Source organism: Niameybacter massiliensis (assembly GCF_001282685.1).
Classification (GTDB): Bacteria; Bacillota; Clostridia; order Lachnospirales; family Cellulosilyticaceae; genus Holtiella; species Holtiella tumoricola.
The window spans coordinates 60,338-79,763 of record NZ_LN875033.1 but is presented as its reverse complement, the minus strand read 5'-3'; the positions used below and the strand labels follow the sequence as shown (position 1 = coordinate 79,763).

The window sequence follows — 19,426 nt, the reverse complement described above, 5'->3', positions numbered from 1 at the left end:
TTTGTATAGATAATAGCTTTTAGTATTTGGGTTTATAGGGAGGTAAAAGATGAATAGTCAAGACGTACTAAAGAAATATATTAATAAGTATAAATGGTTGTATTTAATAGGCATAATGGTTTTATTAGCGGTAGACTATATGCAACTCTTTATTCCAAAGATAACAGGTAGTGTTACAGATGGAATTAAAGATGGAAGTATGACATCAGAGGGCATACTACAAATGGTCATGCTCCTTATAGGTGTAGCCGTGATTATGGGATTATGCCGTATAGGATGGCGTTATTGTATCATTGGGTCAGCTAGAAAAGTAGAAAGAGATGTTAGGGAAGACTTATTTGAAAAATGGGTAACACTAGATAGTCAATATTTTAATGAACATAAAACAGGAAATTTAATGGCATATGCAACTAACGACTTAAATGCTATTCGTATGATGGTAGGACCTGGTGTTATTACTATATTTGATGCTGTTATTATGACAGTTATGGTTATTGGGCAAATGGCATTTGCTATAGACCTTAAGCTTACTTTGGTTGCAATTTTACCGATGCCACTTATTGCTCTTTCAAGTTACTATTTTGGAAGAATTATAAAAAAGCGTTTTAAACAAAAACAAGAAGCCTTTGCTCTTCTATCCGATAAAGTACAAGAGTCCTTTTCCGGGATTAAAGTTATTAAGTCTTTTGTACAAGAGTACTATGACTTACAAGACTTTGATGAAATAGCAGAAGATAATTATACAAAGAACTTAAAACTTGCTAAACTATCAGCATTTCTTAATCCACTTGTTATCTTTTTAGTAGGTTCAAGTTTATTAATCTCAATAGGATATGGTGGTTATTTGACTATGATTAATGAGATTACAATAGGTGAATTTGTAGCTTTCAATCAATATATTTTAATGCTAAGTTGGCCAATGCAAGCTATCGCTATGGGGATTAATACTTTTGCTCAAGGCATGGCATCTGTAAAAAGAATAGATGAAGTGTTAAGCGAAACAAGTCAGGTTCAAGATAGAGAAGATGCAGAGGTATTACCTAAGTTAGAGGGACATATTCGCATTAATCATCTTAACTTTAATTTCCCAGATAACAATCAACCAGGTTTAAAAGATATATGCTTAGAAGTTAAACCAGGTGAAACGTTAGCTGTACTTGGACGAACAGGAAGTGGGAAGTCAACATTAGTTAATTTACTTCTTAGAATTTATAATGCACCAGAGGGAAGCATCTTCTTAGATGAAACAGATATTATGGATGCAAAAATACAAGATGTCAGAAAACAAATAGGATATGTACCACAAGATAACTTCTTATTTAGTGATACAATTATGAACAATATTGGATTTGGTGTAGATCATATATCTCGTGAGACAGTAGAAGAAGCAGCCAAGAAGGCAGATGTACATAAAAATATTATCGACTTCCCACATCAATATGAGACAGTAGTAGGAGAAAGAGGAACAACACTTTCTGGAGGTCAAAAACAAAGAGTATCTATTGCAAGGGCACTTATTTTAGATACACCAATCTTGATTCTAGATGACTCTTTATCTGCAGTAGATACAAAGACAGAGGAGCTTATCTTAAATAATCTAAAAGAAGTAAGACAGGATAAAACGAACATTATTATTGCCCATCGTATTTCAACAGTACGTCATGCAGAACATATCGTGGTACTTGAAAATGGCCATATTGCTGAATATGGAGACCACGAGAGTCTACTTGCAGTTGATGGAATTTATGCAGAAATGTATAGAAAACAACAACTTGAAGAAGAGATTAGTGAGGCATAGGGGGGATATGAGAATGAAAACACAAGATAGTGGACTTATTAGACGTTTATTAGCTTATGCAAAACCATACAAAGGTTGGTTCTTTGTTGTACTGGCCTTAATGCTTATAAGTACAGTGGCTGATTTAGCTAAGCCTGTGCTTATAGGAAATGCTGTAGACTTATTTACAGAAGGTTATAAGACACCTTATATCGCTGTAACAGACTCAGAAGGTACTGTAACTTTTGAAGGGGAGAATATAAGACAGCTACAAGCAAATGATGTAGTAGATACTGTACATCAGATGATTCAGTATAAAAATGTATATTACTGGATTGATGAGATGAAGCTAGAAGATAGCAAAGCATTAGAAGGTATGACACCGGAAGATTATAGTCAAGCATTAACCATCCAAACAGAGGGTGTAAGTCTAGAATTAAATGGGAATACTTATGAAGGACGTGTACTTTTAAAAGAAGAGTTGAAAGTATTAAGAAGTCTTAATCTACCAGAGTTAGGTAGGCTTGCAATACTCTTCTTACTTGTTCTTGTTATAAGCTTTGGATTTTTATATTTACAAGCAATGATCTTACAATATATTGGACAGAAGATTATTTTAGCAGTACGCCATGAAATTTATGAAAAAATGCTTTATTTACCAGATAGATTCTATCATCAAAATCCAATAGGTAAACTGGTAACACGTGTAACAAATGATACAGAAACTTTAAATGAAATGTACACAAGTGTACTTGTAAACTTACTCAAACAAGTATTGTTCCTATTAGGGGTTATGGTCATGATGCTTGCTACAGATGTAAGAACAGCTCTTTGGGTGTTTGCACTCATTCCATTAGTAGTAGGCGCAACCTTTGTTTACAAATACTTTTCAAGAATCGCATATAGAGATGTACGTAATCGCCTAACACAAATGAATACATTTTTATCAGAGCATATTTCAGGTATGCGTATTATACAAATTTTCACAAGAGAAGATGCTAAAGTTAAACAAATGAAATCTATTAATACAAAGTTATATAAAGCAGGCATGAGAGAAATGACAGCATTCATGCTCTTTAGACCATTTATTTTCGTTCTTTCAACAGTTGGTGTGGGTCTTGTCCTTTTAGTAGGTGGAAATAGTGTACTTAAAGGTGCTATGAGCGTAGGTGCATTAATTATTATGGTTTCTTATACAAAAGATTTCTTTGGACCTATTGAACAATTAGCAGAGAACTTCAGTGTACTTCAATCAGCACTTGCTTCAGCAGAGAAAATCTTCACAATTTTAGATGAAGAGAATGAAATTAATAATGGAACTTATAAGATTGAAGAAGAGTTTAATGGCTCTATAGAATTTAAAAATGTTTGGTTTGCTTATGAGGAAGAAGAGTGGATCTTAAAAGATGTTTCTTTCACGATTGAAGCAGGACAAAAGGTAGCCTTTGTAGGTGCAACAGGAGCAGGTAAAACATCTATTCTGAGTCTAATTTGCCGTTATTATGACATTCAAAAAGGACAAATTTTAATAGATGGTAGAGATATTAAAGAATATGATATTGCTTCTTTAAGAAGTCAAGTAGGACAAGTACTTCAAGATGTATTTATGTTTACTGGAGATGTAAAAAGCAATATTCGCTTAGGAAACGACACTATTTCCCAGGAAACGATTGAAAAGGCAAGTAAGCTTGTTAATGCTCATGAATTTATTGAGAGATTACCACAAAAATACAATGAAAAAGTATTAGAAAGAGGGGCGAGCCTCTCTACAGGACAACGTCAGCTCATTTCCTTTGCTAGGGCAGTTGCTTATAACCCTAAAATCTTTATTTTAGATGAGGCCACAGCTAATATTGATACAGAGACAGAAAGCTTAATTCAAGATGCACTTTATAAGATGATGGAAGGTCGTACAACATTAATGGTAGCTCACCGCTTGTCTACAATCCAACATGCTGATAATATTATTGTGTTACATAAAGGTAAAATAAGAGAGATGGGGAACCATCAAACCCTATTAAGTAATAAGGGCATTTACTATAACTTGTACCAATTAGCATTACAAAGTCAGGTTATGTCTTAAACAAAAGATAAAAGATGAATCAGAGATATTAACAATGTAAAGAGGTGTGAAAATGACAGAAACGAATGAACTTGCAGTGAAGATTAAAATGAAAATTAGTGACGTATGGCGCTATAACGTATGGGTAGGTTACCGTACATGGTTTAGCAAAATACTTGTTGTAATAGGATTAGGTATCCTAGGATGGATAGGGTATCAATTTATCCAAAATACTGGACGTATAGATTTATTTTTTGCAGATAATATTATATGGATTATTGCTGCAGCTCTCCTTTTAATCGGGAAACCTTTTAAAATATGGAATATAACAGCATCTCAGATGCAATCACCAGTGTTTTCAGGTACAACAGAGTATGTATTTTCTAAAGAGAATATTTACCTTAAAGTAGGTGAACTAGAAGATACAGTATCTTGGGATACTTATGTAAGAATTGTAGAAACAGGCAAAGACTTCAGATTTTTTGTAGATCCTGTACAAGCACAACTTTTACCAAAGCATAATATGGATTCTGAAACTGTAGCAAAGCTTAGAGAACTCATCAAGGCAGCAAAACCAGCAACAAGTTATAAATTAAAATAGGACATTAAACAATAGGCTTAGAAAGAGGATCAAATGGAAAGATTATTTCATATTTCTACAACACCCAAATATATTGAATGGTTCAATGATGATTGGGATAAAATTAAAGCATTTAGTGAGAAACATCATATGGAGGGTATAGAGCTTGGACTTACCATGGACTATGATATCAATAAAATTCCAGAAGGTGTTGTAAAAGGTGTACACTTAAGTTTTTACCCAATGTGGTTAGACTTTTGGAGAGGCGATACAGCTAAGGTAGAAGGCTTACTAGGTGGTCACCAAGCTATGTTAGATTATTATGGTGGGGCAAGTAAAGAAGTAATGATAGAGTGCTACAAAGCACAATATGCAAGAGCAAAAGCTCTTGGGGCTAAGTATATGGTATTCCATGTAAGTCATATTTGTATGGAGGATTCATTTACTTGGCAATTTGATTACACAGATGATGAAATCGTAGATGCTACAATTGAACTTATAAATGCAGTCTTTCCAGCGGATGAAGAAGGGCCTATGTTATTATTCGAAAATCTTTGGTGGCCAGGACTTACTTATCTTGATAAACAGGTAACTAAAAAACTTTTAGACGGTGTGAAGTATGGACAAAAAGGTTTGCTTATGGATATCTCTCATTTGATTTTAACCAATCTTAAAATAGGTAATGAAAAAGCTTGTTATACTTATGTGAAAGAAGTGGTGCAAAACCTAGGAGAACTTAAAGAGTTTATCTATGGTGTGCACTTAAATAAGACACTTCCTAAACATTATATGCAACAAGATCGCAGTTACTTAGTTGAAAGGTATAGAGAAGCTAAGACACCACAACTTAAAATGCGTGTTTTAAAACAACATATACAAAAGTTAGATCCTCATCAACCCTTTGATCATGAAATTGCAAAGCAAATCGTAGAGTATATTAACCCTAAGTTTTGTGTATATGAGACGAATCCTGTAGATATATATGAAATGGCATACTTTATCAAGCGACAAAACCTTGCATTAGGTATTTCATATAAATAATATCATGATAAAATAATTAATCATGTGTATATTGTTGACAGCGTATTTCTTTTTTCTTATAATAGTTTTGTAATAATTAGTTAATAAATTATGAAAAACACGGAGGAAGTAGAAATGCAGCTGAAAAAACCATTACTCATGTTCATTGTAGTCGTATCAGCAATGTTTATGCCAACTTTTGTATTTGCTCAAGCATATGGAAAAGTTAATGTTGCTACACTTAATATGAGACAACAGCCTGATTCAAAAGCTACTAACATAGGTCAACTAGATCAAAGAGATGAAGTAGACATTATTGGACGCGCAAATGATGCATGGCTAGAGATTAAGACAAGTAGTGGGAAAACAGCTTATGTTTTTGCAGAATACGTATCTATAGAAGAAGCCCAAGGAACAATAATAGGACAAGGCGTTAGGCTTCGTGATTATCCTTCAGTAACAGGTTCAAGTGTGTTTGACACTTTAAGTAAAGGTGAAAAAGTTGTTATTGAATACGTAGTAGATGGATGGTGTAAAGTTATTCATGATGGAAGAGAAGGCTTTATTAGTCAAGAATACGTAGAGTCTAAGTTTATGAAAGAAATTAAAACGAAGACTATGGCAGAAGTAAAACGTGTCGTACCAGCTCAAAAGGTACAAGAAGCTACAGGTACAAGTAGTAATAATCAAAGTAATAGTGGAAGTACAAGTGAAAAAGAAACAGTTGCGACTTCAGGCATGAGCTTAGGCAGTACCATTGTAGAAGATGCTAAGCAGTTTGTTGGTAACCCATATGTTTATGGGGGGAATAGCTTAAGTACTGGTGTAGACTGCTCAGGATTTACACAACAAATTATGAAAAGACATGGTATTAGTATTTCACGTACATCACGTTCGCAATATGAGAATGATGGCTATCAAGTAAGCAAGAGTGAATTGCAAAAAGGTGACTTAGTTTTCTATGGCTACAATGGTTCAGTATCACATGTAGCGATTTATATAGGTAGTGGCAAAATTGTTCATGCTAATACAAGTAGTACAGGCATTATTATCAGCTCGTTAGATGGATCTGGTAAGCCATACATAGGTGCAAAAAGAGTAATTTAAGATAGATTTATCAATCTAAACATAGATTTTGTAAAAAGATGAGTATAGAGACATACAAATGTATATGGTATTACAAAGTTAATATCGTATAGAGATTTGTATGTCTTTTTTTGTTTTATCTTAGAACCTATCTGTACATATATTCTTTAAACCAATAAAGTTTATTATTCTTAGAGAAAATGATAAATAAGTATAAATATGGTATAAGAAAATACATTGATTTATTAATGAAAAGAGGTATAGAATAGAGAACGAATTGAAAATAGAGGGAGAGTAAGAATGAAAGAAAACATAAAAAATATGACAGTAGGTTCTCCGATGAAGTTAATCGCTAGCTTCTTTATGCCCCTATTACTAGGTATGTTATTCCAACAGTTTTATAGTATGGTTGATACAATGATAGTTGGAAGATTTTTGGGTGCAAAGGCATTAGCAGCAGTAGGTGGAACAGGTTCTATTAACTTTATGATTATTGGTTTTTGCATGGGTGTATGTAATGGATTTGCTATTCCAGTAGCACAGGCGTTTGGAGCAGGGGATGAATCCTCAGTAAGGAAGTATGTAGCAAATAGTGCATGGCTATCGGTTGTATTTTCACTGGTAACAACAGTAATTGTATGTGTATTATGCCGTAAGATATTAGGATGGATGGATACACCAAGTGATATTTTTGAAGGGGCATATGATTATATTTTTGTTATCTTTTTAGGGATACCTGTTATTTACTTATATAATTTATTGGCAGGGATACTAAGGTCTCTTGGAGATAGTAAGACTCCGCTCTATTTCCTTGTGATATCCTCTTTATTGAATATTATACTAGATTTGGTTGCTATTTTAGTATTAGATATGGGTGTTGCTGGGGCTGCATGGGCAACAGTTATTTCACAAGGTATTTCTGGTATTTTATGCCTTATATATATTTATAAAAAGTTTACTATTCTTAAGATAAATAAGGAAGAGTGGCAACCAAAATGGAGATATATGCGTGGGTTATGTATGATGGGTATACCTATGGGACTTCAATATTCTATTACTGCTATTGGTAGTGTTATTTTACAAACAGCTGTTAATTCATTAGGTTCTATGGCTGTAGCGGCAATAACAGCAGGTAACAAGATTAATATGCTATTTTGTTGTCCATTTGATGCGATGGGGGCGACTATGGCAACTTATTCAGGGCAAAATGTAGGTGCTGGAAAATTTGATAGAGTAACAGATGGTTTAAAAGCATGTAGTTTAATTGCGCTCTTGTATTCAATTGTTTCTTGCGTCGTATTATTTATTTTTGGAGAGCAATTATCCCTAATGTTTGTCGATGGATCAGAAGTAGACATTATAAGGGATGCAGCATTATTACTTAAATGCACAAGTACATTTTTCTTCCCATTAGCTCTTGTGAATATTGTAAGATTCACTATTCAAGGTATGGGATTTGGAAATTTAGCTATTTTAGCAGGTGTATGTGAAATGATTGCTCGTAGTGTAGTTGGTTTTGTATTTGTGCCAATGTTTGGATATACGGCAGCATGTTTTGCTAGTCCAGTGGCTTGGATTATGGCAGATTTATTCTTAATACCAGCTTATATTTATGTTATTAATAAGTTGAAGAGGAGAAACTTAGAGCAAGACCATATGAATGTGTCATTGAGTCAGTAAAAATTTAAGTTTGATATAGAAGATTTATTAATCTCTTTAAAATGATAAAAAGTAAGAAGCTACTGTCTAGATGCAGTAGCTTCTTACTTTTTTTGTGATATTTTTAAATATAAAACATATAACTTTCTTCAGGATTATATTTAGCTAATTCTTCTTTGAGCGTGGCAAGAGTAATCGTATTAAGTGTAGTATAGATGGAATCATCAAGAGTTTGCCATACAAAATGATTTATTGTTTTTTCAATAGCATCATCTGTCACAGAGCTTTCAGTTTTTTCGAATAAATTTGTTTCGATAGCTTGAAGAATTTGAGCAACAGTGATCTCTTCTAGAGGGTGTGCTAATTGATAGCCACCTTGAGCACCTTTAATAGAGATGACTAAATGAGCGCGTTTAAGTAGAGAGAAAACTTGTTCAAGATAAATTTTTGAAAGACCGAGTTTTTCAGAAATGGTGAGTATGGTTATACATTCACCAGAGGTAGAAACTTGTGCAAGTGCAAGCATAGCTGCTAAACCATAACGGCCTTTAGATGAAATACGCATAGATAATCCTCCAATACCTAGTAAACCAATATGTTTTGCTTAAATATAGTATAGAGCATAAAAAAAATAATAACAATAATAAAAATAATTTTTTAAAATAGATTGACAATTTAGAGTGAGAGGCATATATTATTAGCATAGTAAACAGATATGTTTTATAAGATAAATGAAAATAGATTATTTTATAAGGAGTGATTGATATGGCAAAAATTTATAAAGGTTTAACTGAACTTATTGGGGGAACACCTTTACTTGAACTTGTTAATTATAATAGAAATCATGATTTACCAGCTCAGATATTAGCAAAACTAGAATATTTTAATCCAGCAGGTAGTGTAAAAGACCGTGTAGCCAAAGCAATGATTGAAGATGCAGAATCAAAAGGGATTTTGACATCAGATTCAGTTATTATTGAACCAACAAGTGGTAATACAGGTATTGGTCTTGCTGCCGTAGCAGCAGCTAGAGGCTATAGAGCAATCTTAACTATGCCAGAAACAATGAGTATAGAAAGACGTAATTTATTAAAAGCTTATGGGGCAGAAATTGTTCTGACAGAAGGTGCAAAGGGAATGAAAGGCGCTATAGAAAAAGCTGAAGAACTTTCTAAAACTATTCCTAATAGCTTTATACCAGGTCAATTTGTAAATCCAGCTAATCCAACAGCACATATTCATACAACAGGCCCAGAAATTTGGGAAGATACAGAAGGAAAAGTAGATATTTTTGTTGCTGGTGTAGGAACAGGCGGTACTATTACAGGCGTAGGACAGTATTTAAAAGAAAAAAATCCTAATATTAAAATAGTAGCAGTAGAGCCTGCTGACTCACCAGTACTTTCAGGAGGTAAACCAGGACCACATAAGATTCAAGGCATAGGGGCTGGCTTTGTACCAGAGGTACTCAACACAGGTGTATACGATGAAATTATTAAAGTTAAAAACGAAGATGCTTTTACAGTAGGTAGAGAAGTGGCAAGAACAGAAGGCATTCTTATTGGGATTTCATCAGGAGCAGCTGTTTATGCAGCCACTGAGCTAGCAAAACGCCCAGAAAATCAAGGTAAGACAATAGTTGTTTTATTACCAGATACAGGTGAACGTTATTTATCTACACCATTATTTAGTGAATAATTAAAATGAAAAAGAGTTGGAGATGTTTATTGAAAGTTAGGATAAACGTATTCAGCTCTTTTTAGATAAAAAGGCATAATTAGAGTGCTTTAATAATAAGATTATAAAAGAGCTTCTTTACCATTTTTTTCAAGGGGGGCGGTCAAATGAAAAGAAATAGAAGCATTAGTGTATTTTTTATAGCTCTTCTTATTTTAATCCTACTTTTGATAGGCTATTGTACTATGAATCAACCGGAGCAGGTAAATGAAAAAGCCTCACTAAGTGAAAATATTACAGAAATAGCTATGAGCAAAAGAGGCAGTCAAATAGTAAATCATATTGCCAATATATAGGTAAGATAAGGAATATGTAAAATGCATTGTAAAGGAATGAATGACAAATATAGCTTGACAAGTATTAGACCGTTCTCTATACTAGTTCTAATTATTCAAAAGGAGGTTAGGACATGAAAAATATTGCAGCATTTTTTGATATAGATGGGACGATATATAGAGAAGGGCTTATTACTGAGGTATTTAAAAAGATGATCAAGTATGAACTCATTGATGCAAGTAAATGGCATAGTGATGTAAGACCAGCTTTTTTAAACTGGGATAAGAGATTAGGAGATTATGATACTTACTTATTGAAGATGGTTGATGTATATACAGAAGCTGTAAAGGGTACAACACCTTATCACATGTCCTACATTGCGCAAAAAGTAATAGAGCAAAAGGGAGATCGTGTATACACATTTTCTAGACAACGTATTAAAAATCATAAAGAAAACGGACATAAAGTCATTGCTATATCAGGTTCACCTATTGAACTCGTAAAAGAAATGTCTAATAAATATGATATGGATGACTACAGGGGGACAATCTATAAAGTAAATGAACAAGGTACTTATAGTGGTGACATTATTCCAATGTGGGATGCTGTAAGTAAGCGTAAATCTATCTTAGAAATGGTAGATAAGTATGATATAGATCTAGCTGAAAGCTACGCTTATGGAGATACAACGGGAGACTTAACTATGCTTAAAATGGTAGGCCATCCGTTTGCAATTAATCCAACTAAAGAATTACTGAGCAAGATTCTAGAAGATGAAGAGCTCAAACAAAAAATTACAATTATTGTAGAAAGAAAAGATGTAACTTATCGTATGTCTTTAGAGCATTTAGATCTTATTTGATAGCTTAAACCGGAACTGTAAAAATTTTGAAAAAATAAATCTAAATAGTTTGAAAACTTACTGATTCCCTCGTATAATTAGAGTATTAGTGTAATCGAATTTATCAGTTAAAGGGGGAGCATATGGGCAAAGTCAAATTCTATGAAGAGAAGTGGTTTTGGTATATTATCTTAGTAATGATTAGTATTATGTGTCTCACAAGAAGCAATAAAATTATCGTTAAGGGGAATTGCAACGGAAATGGGAATGGATCAGGTTCTAATAATACGGCCAATAATCCATGATATAAGGGAAGATGTTTTATAGATATGCACACAACTTGTTTATAAAGTTAAGTTAAAATAAATTCACTTGACAGAAGTTATGTAATGTGTAAAAATAAAACATCTTGAGTATATACAGGAAGGGGAATAGGATGAAGACATTAGAATTTTACAAACACCTCTTACAAGAAAAAGGTATCGAGCTTGAAGCGGGGGTATTAAAGAATGAAGAGCATTATTTTACAAAACTTTATGTGGCACACAAGCTTGAATCAGTAGACTGTAATGAAGAAGCGTATGAAATTTTACGTGGTCTTTATGAAAAAAGTGCAGTCCGTTATGATAGACACCTCTTTGCAAGTTATGAGGATTATTTAGAAGAAAAAGTAAAATATTTTGTAAGTCTTGCAAACTTAAGCTATAGCTTAACAGGGGAAGCAGCAAAAAGTTTACCATATTTAGATGAAGCTTTAATCACTTTAGATGGTGAAGAGAGTGCTTACCCATATATAGATAGAGATGAAATAGAAAAATTAAGAGATCATTATAGAAGCCTTGTTGGATAATCCAACAGGCTTTTTTCAATACTTGGGTCAAATTCTTACCAGGTGCATAATTACGACAAAAACGGTGTCCAAGTTACGTAGAATTGATATAATAGAAGAAAAACTAAGAAGGAGGAAGGCATGTGGTAGAGTTTGTATTAGGGGTAGCCAAGAGTGGCAAGACCACAGTATGTTACAAGGAGATTCAAGAAGCTTTAAGAGAAGAGGCATATCATAATCTTATTATGATTGTCCCAGAACAATTCAACTTACAAATACAAATTGAGCTTGCTAAGCTCCTTAAGCCTGGACTTCTTAGAACAGAAGTTATGAGCTTTAAGAACTTAGCTAAAAAAGTACTTAAAGAGGTTGGTGGGATTAAGCAACCACTTATTGACGACTTAGAGCGTGTCATGATCCTCAAAAAATTATTAGAACAGCATAAAAAAGAGTTATCTTATTATAAAACAAGTTATAACAGTGAAGGCTTTGTTGATGGCATGAATCGTCTCATTACTATTTTTGAACAAAATGAAGTGGATAAGGTGATGTTAGATGCTTTAGCAGGAGATGACAAAAGTAGTGATGTGTTCAAATGCAAGATGCAAGATATCACAGCTATTAATGAATGGTTCCATGGCTTTATTAAAGAACGTTTTGTGACTGTTGAAAAGACAATGGAGCGTTTGGCAGGCTCTATTTCTAAAAGTCATTATTTGAATGAGGCTGTTGTATGGATTGATGGATTTTATGGCTTTACAGCAACTCAGCTTAAAATTATAGAAGAGCTTATGCATAAGGTGCAAAAGGTAGTTATTACCCTTCCTATTGATCGCCACTACGATAAGGGTGAATATGTTTATCCTAATAATCCATTCTATGATAGCATTAAAAATTATCAAGCACTTATTAAGCGTTGTGAGATAAGCCAAGTAGAATTTAAAACAGAAGTGATAAAACCTGAAAATGTAGATACAGATGCCCTAAGCTATCTTAATGAAAATTATCTCAAGCCTTATGCTAAGCCTTATGGGCTACCGCAAGAAGCAGTCAAGCTTGCGACCTACGCTTCAAAAGATGATGAGGTCGTACAAGTAGCAAGGCAAATAGTGAAGCTTATTCGTGATGAAGGCTATCGCTACCATGATATGGCTGTACTTGTAGGAGATATGGGGCAGTATAAATCTACTATTGTAAGTACCTTTAAAGAATATGGTATCCCAGTATTTATGGATGACAAAAAAAGTATCCATACCAATAGTCTAGTCGCTGTGATTGATGCAGTATTAGATGTGATGACAACCAGTTGGAACTATAAGAGTATGATGACATTCTTACGATTTAATATGTTAGACCTGTCCCGTGAGGAAATAGACTTATTAGAAAACTACATGCTAGAGCATGGTATACAAAATAAGAGAAAGTGGCAGGCAGAGTGGACAAGAGAAAGTAAAGGTATGGATTTAGAAATTATTCAAGGCATTAAAGAACGTGTAATGAATCCACTCATTCATCTGGAAGAAATATTACAACAAGCCAAAGATACCAGTGGAAGAATACCTATTAGTGAAGCGAGTAAAGCAATCTATCTATTCCTTGAAGAAATTCATGCTTATGAAACCATTCAAGCACGTATTGCATATTATAAGCAGAATGGAGAACTTGCGCTTGAATTAGAAAATACCCAGATATGGGGACAAGTTGTGGATACATTAGAACGTTTAGTAGACCTACTTGGGGATGAAAAAGTAGCTTTAAAAGCTTATAAGAATATTCTTAAGACCAGCTTTGGCTATATAGAGATGGGGATTATTCCACCTTCGAAAGATCAAGTCATTGTAGGAAATATTGATAGAAGTCGTATTCCACAAGTGAAAGCGCTATTTATATTAGGCGTTAATGAAGGGGTTATACCAAAAGTAGATGAAGGTATGCCACTCTTTTCAGATATGGATAAGCTGACCTTGATGCAACTTTGTGAAACTGGAGATGAGAAGCGTTCTAGGCTATACGATGTTATGGTGAATAACCCACTCTATATGGGGCAGTTTTTAGTGTACTATGCTTTCACAAGAGCAAGAGAAAAACTTTATGTAAGTACCATACAAGCAGATGAAACAGGGAAAGCCCTAAGACCATCTATTGTATTCTATAAAATGAAGAAGATCTTTGGAATGGAAGAGATGAACAAAGATACCTTAGACCCACTTCAATTACCACGTCCAGCACTAGGGTATGTAGGCTGGGAGATGAGACGCTACTTAGATGGGCAAGGAGAAGAGGGACCATGGCAAGATGCCGTAAGTTGGTTTATGACTTCACCACAGTGGCAAGATAAGTTTAAACATCTGACAACCTATATGGCTTATAGTAATCAGCAAGACCAGCTCAAAGAAGAAAATGCGAAGCTCCTTTATAGTGAAGGCCTAGTGACTAATATATCTCAGTTAGAACTTTATCGTAACTGTCCATGTTGTTACTTTATCCGGTATGGGCTTAGAGCTTCAGAGCGTAAAGTACTTCAGTGGAATGCAGCAGATCTTGGAACACTTTTCCACCAGACATTAGAACGTTATCCAAAAGAGCTTAAAAAGCGTCAGGTAACCTGGACGACTGCTACGGAAGAACAACAAGATGAGTCTATTGAAGAAGCACTTCGCTATAGTGCGGCTAAGCTTAGTCAAAATGCGAAGCAAGATGGTAGATTTGCCTACACTTTAAAAAAGGCGAAGAAGATGACAAAACGTGCAATAGGTGCTATGACGTATCAGTTAAAGGCTGGAGAATTTGTACCAGAAGCCTATGAAGTAAGCTTTGGTAGTGAAGAGATGCCACCTATTGAAATTGTATTAGATGATGAACATACCATTTATCTACGTGGGCAGATTGACCGTGTGGATGTCTATATGAAAGATGAAGAAGAACGTTATGTTAAGGTACTAGACTATAAGTCAGGTAACAAAAACTTTAGTCTCCTAGAACTGTATCATGGTCTTCAGCTTCAACTTTTACTTTATTTAGATGCTTATCTACGTCTTAATGAGCGCAATAAAGCTGCGGGTATGTTCTACTTCCATATAGATACACGTACCATCAAGTACGAGACAGGGATGGCGCTTAGTGAAGCACTCACTAAGCAACTTAAACAATACAAATTATCAGGACTTAGTATTGATAACCTAGATATTTTAGAAAAAATGGAATCAGGCATTAAAGGAGAAATTGTACCAGCTAAAGTGAAAAAAGACGGTACACTAGGTAGTACATCTCAAGTTGCTAGCGAAAATCAGTTTAAAGCATTGATTGGCTATATGCATGATTTGATTCGTAGTTTAGGTAAAGATATGTTAGCTGGGAAAATCAGTGCAAGACCTTGTAAACTCAAAGAAAAGGATGCTTGTGCATTTTGTAAATATCATACGATTTGTCAGTTTGATCCTGCTACAAAAGACAATCATTACAATCAATTAGAGCCATTAGGCAATAAGGAAATATGGGAAAGGCTTGCAAAAGGAGGGATGAATGATGGCATGGACACCGATGCAACAAGCTGCGATTGATAAACGTGGTGCAACCATACTTGTATCAGCAGCAGCTGGTTCTGGTAAGACAGCAGTCCTTACAGAACGTGTATTTAAAAGGATTATGGGAAATGAAGAAGAAGTAGGTATAGATATTGATAGATTCTTGATTGTAACCTTTACAAGTGCAGCTGCCCATGAGATGAAAGAACGTATCGCTGATAAAATGAGCAAGGCGATAGAAACATTGCAACAAGAAGAGGAAAGTGAAAAGGCTATGGAGAAAGTTGCCTATTTAGAAAGACAACTTGCTCTTTTACCGAAGGCATCTATTTCTACCATTCACTCCTTCTGTCTTAAAGCCATTAAGAACTATTTCACCTACTTAGAGATTGATCCTAACATTAAAGTAGGCAATGAATCTGAGTTACAGGTTATGAAATTAGATATCCTAGAAGAAATGCTAGAAGAAGCCTTTGAGGAAGAAGATAACGAAGACTTCTTAGAACTTGCAGAGACTTATGGAAGCATTCGCGGATTAGAGCCATTAATGGATCTTATCTTAGATCTTTATACTTTTTCTAAGAGTACCATATTCCCCAATGAGTGGTTAGATGAGATGAGCAACAAACTTTGTGAGCCACATGAAGGGATTGGTGAATCAATCTGGGAAAGGGAACTTATAGCAGAGATTTTAGAAGACTTTAAAGATTTGAAGCTAGTCTATGATGAGGCACTTAAACTTACTCGTAGACCAGATGGGCCAGCAGCCTATGAAGAAACGTTGGTTAAAGATTTTGAACAAATTGAGTGCCTATTAGAAGTGCCAGTATCAGATGTAGAGATGCTTTTAGCTTGTATAGATGGTATAAGTTTTGGACGATTATCCAGTAAGAAGCAAGATTGTAGTGATATTCTTAAAGAGCGTGTCAAAGGCTATAGAGAACTTGCTAAGGATATTGTGAAGAAAGCTCAAACAGTAACCAAGCTTCTACGTGACCCTTATCTAAGCAGCAAGACATATAAAGCAGGTGAACTTATGCAGACACTTGTAAAATGGGTCAAAGCTTTTGATGCACGTTTTAGTGAGGCGAAGAGAGATAAAGGACTTGTAGATTATAATGACTTAGAACATTTAGCCTTAAAGCTTTTTGTAACACATGGTGAAACGGAAGATGGATATACCGAGCTGATTTATACAGAAGTTGCTAAGGAATTAGCAGATTTCTATGAGGAAATTTATATAGATGAGTACCAAGATAGTAACGCCGTGCAAGAGACGCTCCTAGGTGCTATTGCCTTAGCTAAAGAGAATGGGCCAACTCGTTTTATGGTAGGGGATATGAAACAGAGTATTTATCGCTTTAGACTTGCTAACCCACTTATTTTTGCAGATAAGTATGAACGCTATGAGAAGTTTGAAGAGGGTGCTATACAACCTGAAATCTGTATTGACCTTTCACAAAACTTTAGAAGTCGTGCCAATATCTTAGAAGCGACCAATGATTTATTCAAACAAATTATGAGTAAGCGTGTAGGAGAGCTTTGCTATGACGAAGATGCCAAGCTTAAAGTAGGTAACCATTATACAGAAGGTGACTACGAGGCCTATCAGGAAGAAGTGGCAGACCATGTGGAGGTATGCTTAGTAGAGACACAAGATACAGATAAGGAAGAGAACGAGGAAGCTTCAGGAGAAGATACACCACAAGACCTTAAAAATATAGAGGTTGAAGCACTTATGGTGGCACAAAAGATTAGTGCAATTCTAAGAGGTGAAGCTAATCCAAAGGTTGTCTATGATAAGGAAGAAGGGAAGTATCGTAAAGTAGAGCCGAGGGATATTGTAATCTTACTCCGCTCTGTACAGGAAAAAGCTAACTTATTTGAAGAAGCCCTGTTGCGTGAGGGGATAGATGCTTATGCTGATGTAAGTAGTAACTTCTTTGAGGCGATGGAAGTTCAGATTATGATAAGCCTTCTAAAAGTTATTGATAACCCAAGACAAGATATACCTCTTCTGACTGTATTACGTTCACCGATGGTAGGTTTAGATTTTGATGAGATTCTACAAGTACGTAAGCTAGATGAAGAGGTCGACCTCTATACAGCACTTTGTAAATATGTAGAAGAAAGAGAGCCATCTATAGCATTACAAGAATTTGTAAAATTACTGGCTCATTATAGAGAAGAAGCCCCACTTATGCCATTAGAAGAATTGATGGCAAGACTTTTTATAGAGACAGGTTACTATAGCTATGTAGGCATGTTACCAGCAGGGGCTAAGAAAAAAGCCAATTTGAAACTGCTCAAGAAATATGCCGAGGATTTTGAAGCCAATAATGGTGTAGGACTTTTTGCATTTTTACAATACATGGATAAGTTGAAAGCATCAGGTGCAAAAATTGGAGAAGCGAAGCTAGTAGGAGAAAGTGAAAATCTTGTTCAGATTATGACCATACACAAAAGTAAAGGGTTAGAATTCCCTATTGTATTTGTGTGTAATACCAACAAAACTTTTAACAATCAAGATATTATGAAAAACGTCCTTATGCATCATGAACTCGGTTTAGGACCAAAGTATACGGATAAAGATACCAATATTCTTTATGAAACGTTACCGTTTGAAGCCATTAAACGTCGTATTATCTCTGAGAATATTTCAGAAGAGATGCGTGTACTTTATGTAGCACTTACAAGAGCAAAAGAAAAGCTATTTATAACAGGGACAGTTAAAGATATAGATAAAGAAGTTAATAAATGGAGTCCATTTGCCATTAGAAATAGTGAAGGGATTCTACCACTAGGACTTAGAAAGTCACCAACTTATTTAAGCTGGATTGGAATGAGCTTATTCGCACATGCAGACTTTGATGATTTGCGTGCTAAACTTGGTGTAGAACCTACTTATCTCTTTGAAGGTAAAGGAAGATGGCAGCTGAGCTGTATACCTAAAGAGGCACTTCTTAGTAATCATCAAACTTTAGAAGAAAAAGTAGAACAAAGAGAAGCACTATTAGAAGATTGGAATGTAGAGACGGCATATACAGAGCATAAGGATGCCCTTTATAACTATTTGAACTATGTCTACCCCCATGAAATGGCAACAACGATGCCAGTCAAAGTTACTGTATCAGATTTGAAAAAACAAGCTATGTTAGAACATCAAGCTAAGGAAGTAAATGTTCAACAAAAAAATATGAAGGCTACAAGTATAGAGTGCCCAAGCATCCAGCGTGAGAGTAGTAGAGTGAACGCATTAGGAGAGAGTATACAAGAGGGGGATGAGTCTGTTATACTAAGTACCCAAATGTATGGACAAGATCAAGAAGAAAATACGGCATATCATATCTCTAAGCGTGTAGGTGTAGAAACTCAACAAGCTACAAAACAGGGTGTGAATGTAGTAGATGAAGTACTTGCCACATCTGGTGATGATATAAGATGGGGAATGTTTGAAGATAAGGTTGTTCCAAAGTTTATGCAACAAGAAACAACGATGCAGGCAACTGTAAGAGGAACATTAATCCACAGTGTATTTGAGCAACTCGATCTCCTCCAATGTAAAACAGCTGACCTTATTATGTCAGAACTCACACGTCTTGTAGAGACGGGTAAACTTCATGAAGAAGCAGCAAGTTTAGTAGACTTAGCAAGATTAGAGCGTATGGCTCATTCTGAAATGTTAAAACGTATGGCAGAGTGTCAGCATATTTGGAAAGAAAAAGCATTTGTTTATTTATTACCAGCTGATGAAGTAGAAGAAATCTATGATAGAGAAGAAGAAATCTTACTACAAGGGGTAGTAGATACATGCTTTATAGAAGAAGATGGTTTAGTCATTATTGATTATAAGACAGATTATATTGATAAGCATGGCATAGAAGAAGGCATTAAGCGTATTAAAGAACGCTATAGTGTACAGCTTGAACTCTATGCAAGAGCCTTAAGCGAAATTACAGGGCTTCCTGTTAAAGAGAAATGTTTATACCTTTATCATATCGATACATGGGTAACTTTAGATTAAAATGAGGGAGA

14 protein-coding genes are annotated in these 19,426 nt (G+C 34.9%); 13 read left to right on the top strand and 1 reads right to left on the bottom strand.

Annotation, left to right across the window (positions count from 1 at the left end):
• Positions 1 to 49 precede the first annotated feature (49 nt).
• The 6 genes from BN2390_RS02115 (at position 50) to BN2390_RS02090 (ending at position 8,205) form a co-directional block, all read left to right on the top strand.
• Complete coding sequence (locus BN2390_RS02115) at positions 50 to 1,798, top strand: ABC transporter ATP-binding protein (protein WP_053982699.1); 1,749 nt, start codon at positions 50 to 52, stop codon at positions 1,796 to 1,798.
• A gap of 13 nt (positions 1,799 to 1,811) precedes the next feature.
• Positions 1,812 to 3,860, top strand: coding sequence for an ABC transporter ATP-binding protein (locus BN2390_RS02110; protein ID WP_053982698.1), 2,049 nt, complete (start codon positions 1,812 to 1,814; stop codon positions 3,858 to 3,860).
• 52 nt (positions 3,861 to 3,912) lie between these two features.
• A complete protein-coding gene (locus BN2390_RS02105; RefSeq protein WP_053982697.1) occupies positions 3,913 to 4,440 on the top strand; it encodes a YcxB family protein in 528 nt (175 codons plus the stop codon).
• Positions 4,441 to 4,473: 33 nt separating this feature from the next.
• Positions 4,474 to 5,460, top strand: coding sequence for an apurinic/apyrimidinic endonuclease family protein (locus BN2390_RS02100; RefSeq protein ID WP_053982696.1), 987 nt, complete (start codon positions 4,474 to 4,476; stop codon positions 5,458 to 5,460).
• Between the two features lie 114 nt (positions 5,461 to 5,574).
• Positions 5,575 to 6,546, top strand: coding sequence for a C40 family peptidase (locus tag BN2390_RS02095; RefSeq protein WP_053982695.1), 972 nt, complete (start codon positions 5,575 to 5,577; stop codon positions 6,544 to 6,546).
• Between the two features lie 279 nt (positions 6,547 to 6,825).
• Positions 6,826 to 8,205 (top strand): MATE family efflux transporter, encoded by a 1,380-nt coding sequence (locus BN2390_RS02090; RefSeq protein ID WP_053982694.1) that lies wholly within the window; start codon positions 6,826 to 6,828, stop codon positions 8,203 to 8,205.
• A gap of 103 nt (positions 8,206 to 8,308) precedes the next feature.
• On the opposite strand, the gene BN2390_RS02085 is transcribed toward BN2390_RS02090, so the two are convergent.
• Positions 8,309 to 8,749 carry an RrF2 family transcriptional regulator gene (locus BN2390_RS02085; protein WP_053982693.1) on the bottom strand — a complete coding sequence of 147 codons (441 nt, stop codon included), beginning with the start codon at positions 8,747 to 8,749 and terminating at the stop codon, positions 8,309 to 8,311.
• A gap of 200 nt (positions 8,750 to 8,949) precedes the next feature.
• On the opposite strand from BN2390_RS02085, the gene cysK reads away from it, so the two are divergent.
• The 7 genes from cysK to addA all read left to right on the top strand — a co-directional run bounded on the left by cysK (position 8,950) and on the right by addA (position 19,415).
• Positions 8,950 to 9,882: a cysteine synthase A gene (gene cysK, locus BN2390_RS02080; RefSeq protein ID WP_053982692.1), complete on the top strand. Its 933-nt coding sequence runs from the start codon at positions 8,950 to 8,952 to the stop codon at positions 9,880 to 9,882.
• 146 nt (positions 9,883 to 10,028) lie between these two features.
• Positions 10,029 to 10,217, top strand: coding sequence for a hypothetical protein (locus tag BN2390_RS02075; protein WP_053982691.1), 189 nt, complete (start codon positions 10,029 to 10,031; stop codon positions 10,215 to 10,217).
• A gap of 113 nt (positions 10,218 to 10,330) precedes the next feature.
• The gene (locus BN2390_RS02070; RefSeq protein ID WP_053982690.1) at positions 10,331 to 11,059 is read left to right on the top strand and encodes an HAD-IB family hydrolase; all 729 of its coding nucleotides are present in this window, start codon (positions 10,331 to 10,333) and stop codon (positions 11,057 to 11,059) included.
• 122 nt (positions 11,060 to 11,181) lie between these two features.
• Positions 11,182 to 11,343 (top strand): hypothetical protein, encoded by a 162-nt coding sequence (locus BN2390_RS21545; RefSeq protein ID WP_154668753.1) that lies wholly within the window; start codon positions 11,182 to 11,184, stop codon positions 11,341 to 11,343.
• Positions 11,344 to 11,474: 131 nt separating this feature from the next.
• Complete coding sequence (locus tag BN2390_RS02065; protein WP_053982689.1) at positions 11,475 to 11,888, top strand: hypothetical protein; 414 nt, start codon at positions 11,475 to 11,477, stop codon at positions 11,886 to 11,888.
• Positions 11,889 to 12,010: 122 nt separating this feature from the next.
• Positions 12,011 to 15,427: a PD-(D/E)XK nuclease family protein gene (locus BN2390_RS02060; protein WP_053982688.1), complete on the top strand. Its 3,417-nt coding sequence runs from the start codon at positions 12,011 to 12,013 to the stop codon at positions 15,425 to 15,427.
• On the top strand, positions 15,393 to 19,415 hold the full coding sequence (gene addA, locus BN2390_RS02055) for a helicase-exonuclease AddAB subunit AddA (RefSeq protein ID WP_053982687.1): 4,023 nt from the start codon (positions 15,393 to 15,395) through the stop codon (positions 19,413 to 19,415). The genes BN2390_RS02060 and addA overlap by 35 nt, the downstream gene beginning before the upstream one ends.
• The last annotated feature ends 11 nt before the right edge of the window (positions 19,416 to 19,426 follow it).

Bases quoted from the DNA above. Each gene is read 5' to 3' on its own strand.
- BN2390_RS02070 (WP_053982690.1), top strand. From the start codon at position 10,331: ATGAAAAATATTGCAGCATTTTTTGATATAGATGGGACGATATATAGA.
- BN2390_RS02090 (WP_053982694.1), top strand. From the start codon at position 6,826: ATGAAAGAAAACATAAAAAATATGACAGTAGGTTCTCCGATGAAGTTA.
- BN2390_RS02075 (WP_053982691.1), top strand. From the start codon at position 10,029: ATGAAAAGAAATAGAAGCATTAGTGTATTTTTTATAGCTCTTCTTATT.
- BN2390_RS02100 (WP_053982696.1), top strand. From the start codon at position 4,474: ATGGAAAGATTATTTCATATTTCTACAACACCCAAATATATTGAATGG.
- BN2390_RS02095 (WP_053982695.1), top strand. From the start codon at position 5,575: ATGCAGCTGAAAAAACCATTACTCATGTTCATTGTAGTCGTATCAGCA.
- BN2390_RS21545 (WP_154668753.1), top strand. From the start codon at position 11,182: ATGGGCAAAGTCAAATTCTATGAAGAGAAGTGGTTTTGGTATATTATC.
- BN2390_RS02110 (WP_053982698.1), top strand. From the start codon at position 1,812: ATGAAAACACAAGATAGTGGACTTATTAGACGTTTATTAGCTTATGCA.
- cysK (WP_053982692.1), top strand. From the start codon at position 8,950: ATGGCAAAAATTTATAAAGGTTTAACTGAACTTATTGGGGGAACACCT.
- addA (WP_053982687.1), top strand. From the start codon at position 15,393: ATGGCATGGACACCGATGCAACAAGCTGCGATTGATAAACGTGGTGCA.
- BN2390_RS02115 (WP_053982699.1), top strand. From the start codon at position 50: ATGAATAGTCAAGACGTACTAAAGAAATATATTAATAAGTATAAATGG.
- BN2390_RS02105 (WP_053982697.1), top strand. From the start codon at position 3,913: ATGACAGAAACGAATGAACTTGCAGTGAAGATTAAAATGAAAATTAGT.
- BN2390_RS02085 (WP_053982693.1), bottom strand. From the start codon at position 8,749: ATGCGTATTTCATCTAAAGGCCGTTATGGTTTAGCAGCTATGCTTGCA.
- BN2390_RS02065 (WP_053982689.1), top strand. From the start codon at position 11,475: ATGAAGACATTAGAATTTTACAAACACCTCTTACAAGAAAAAGGTATC.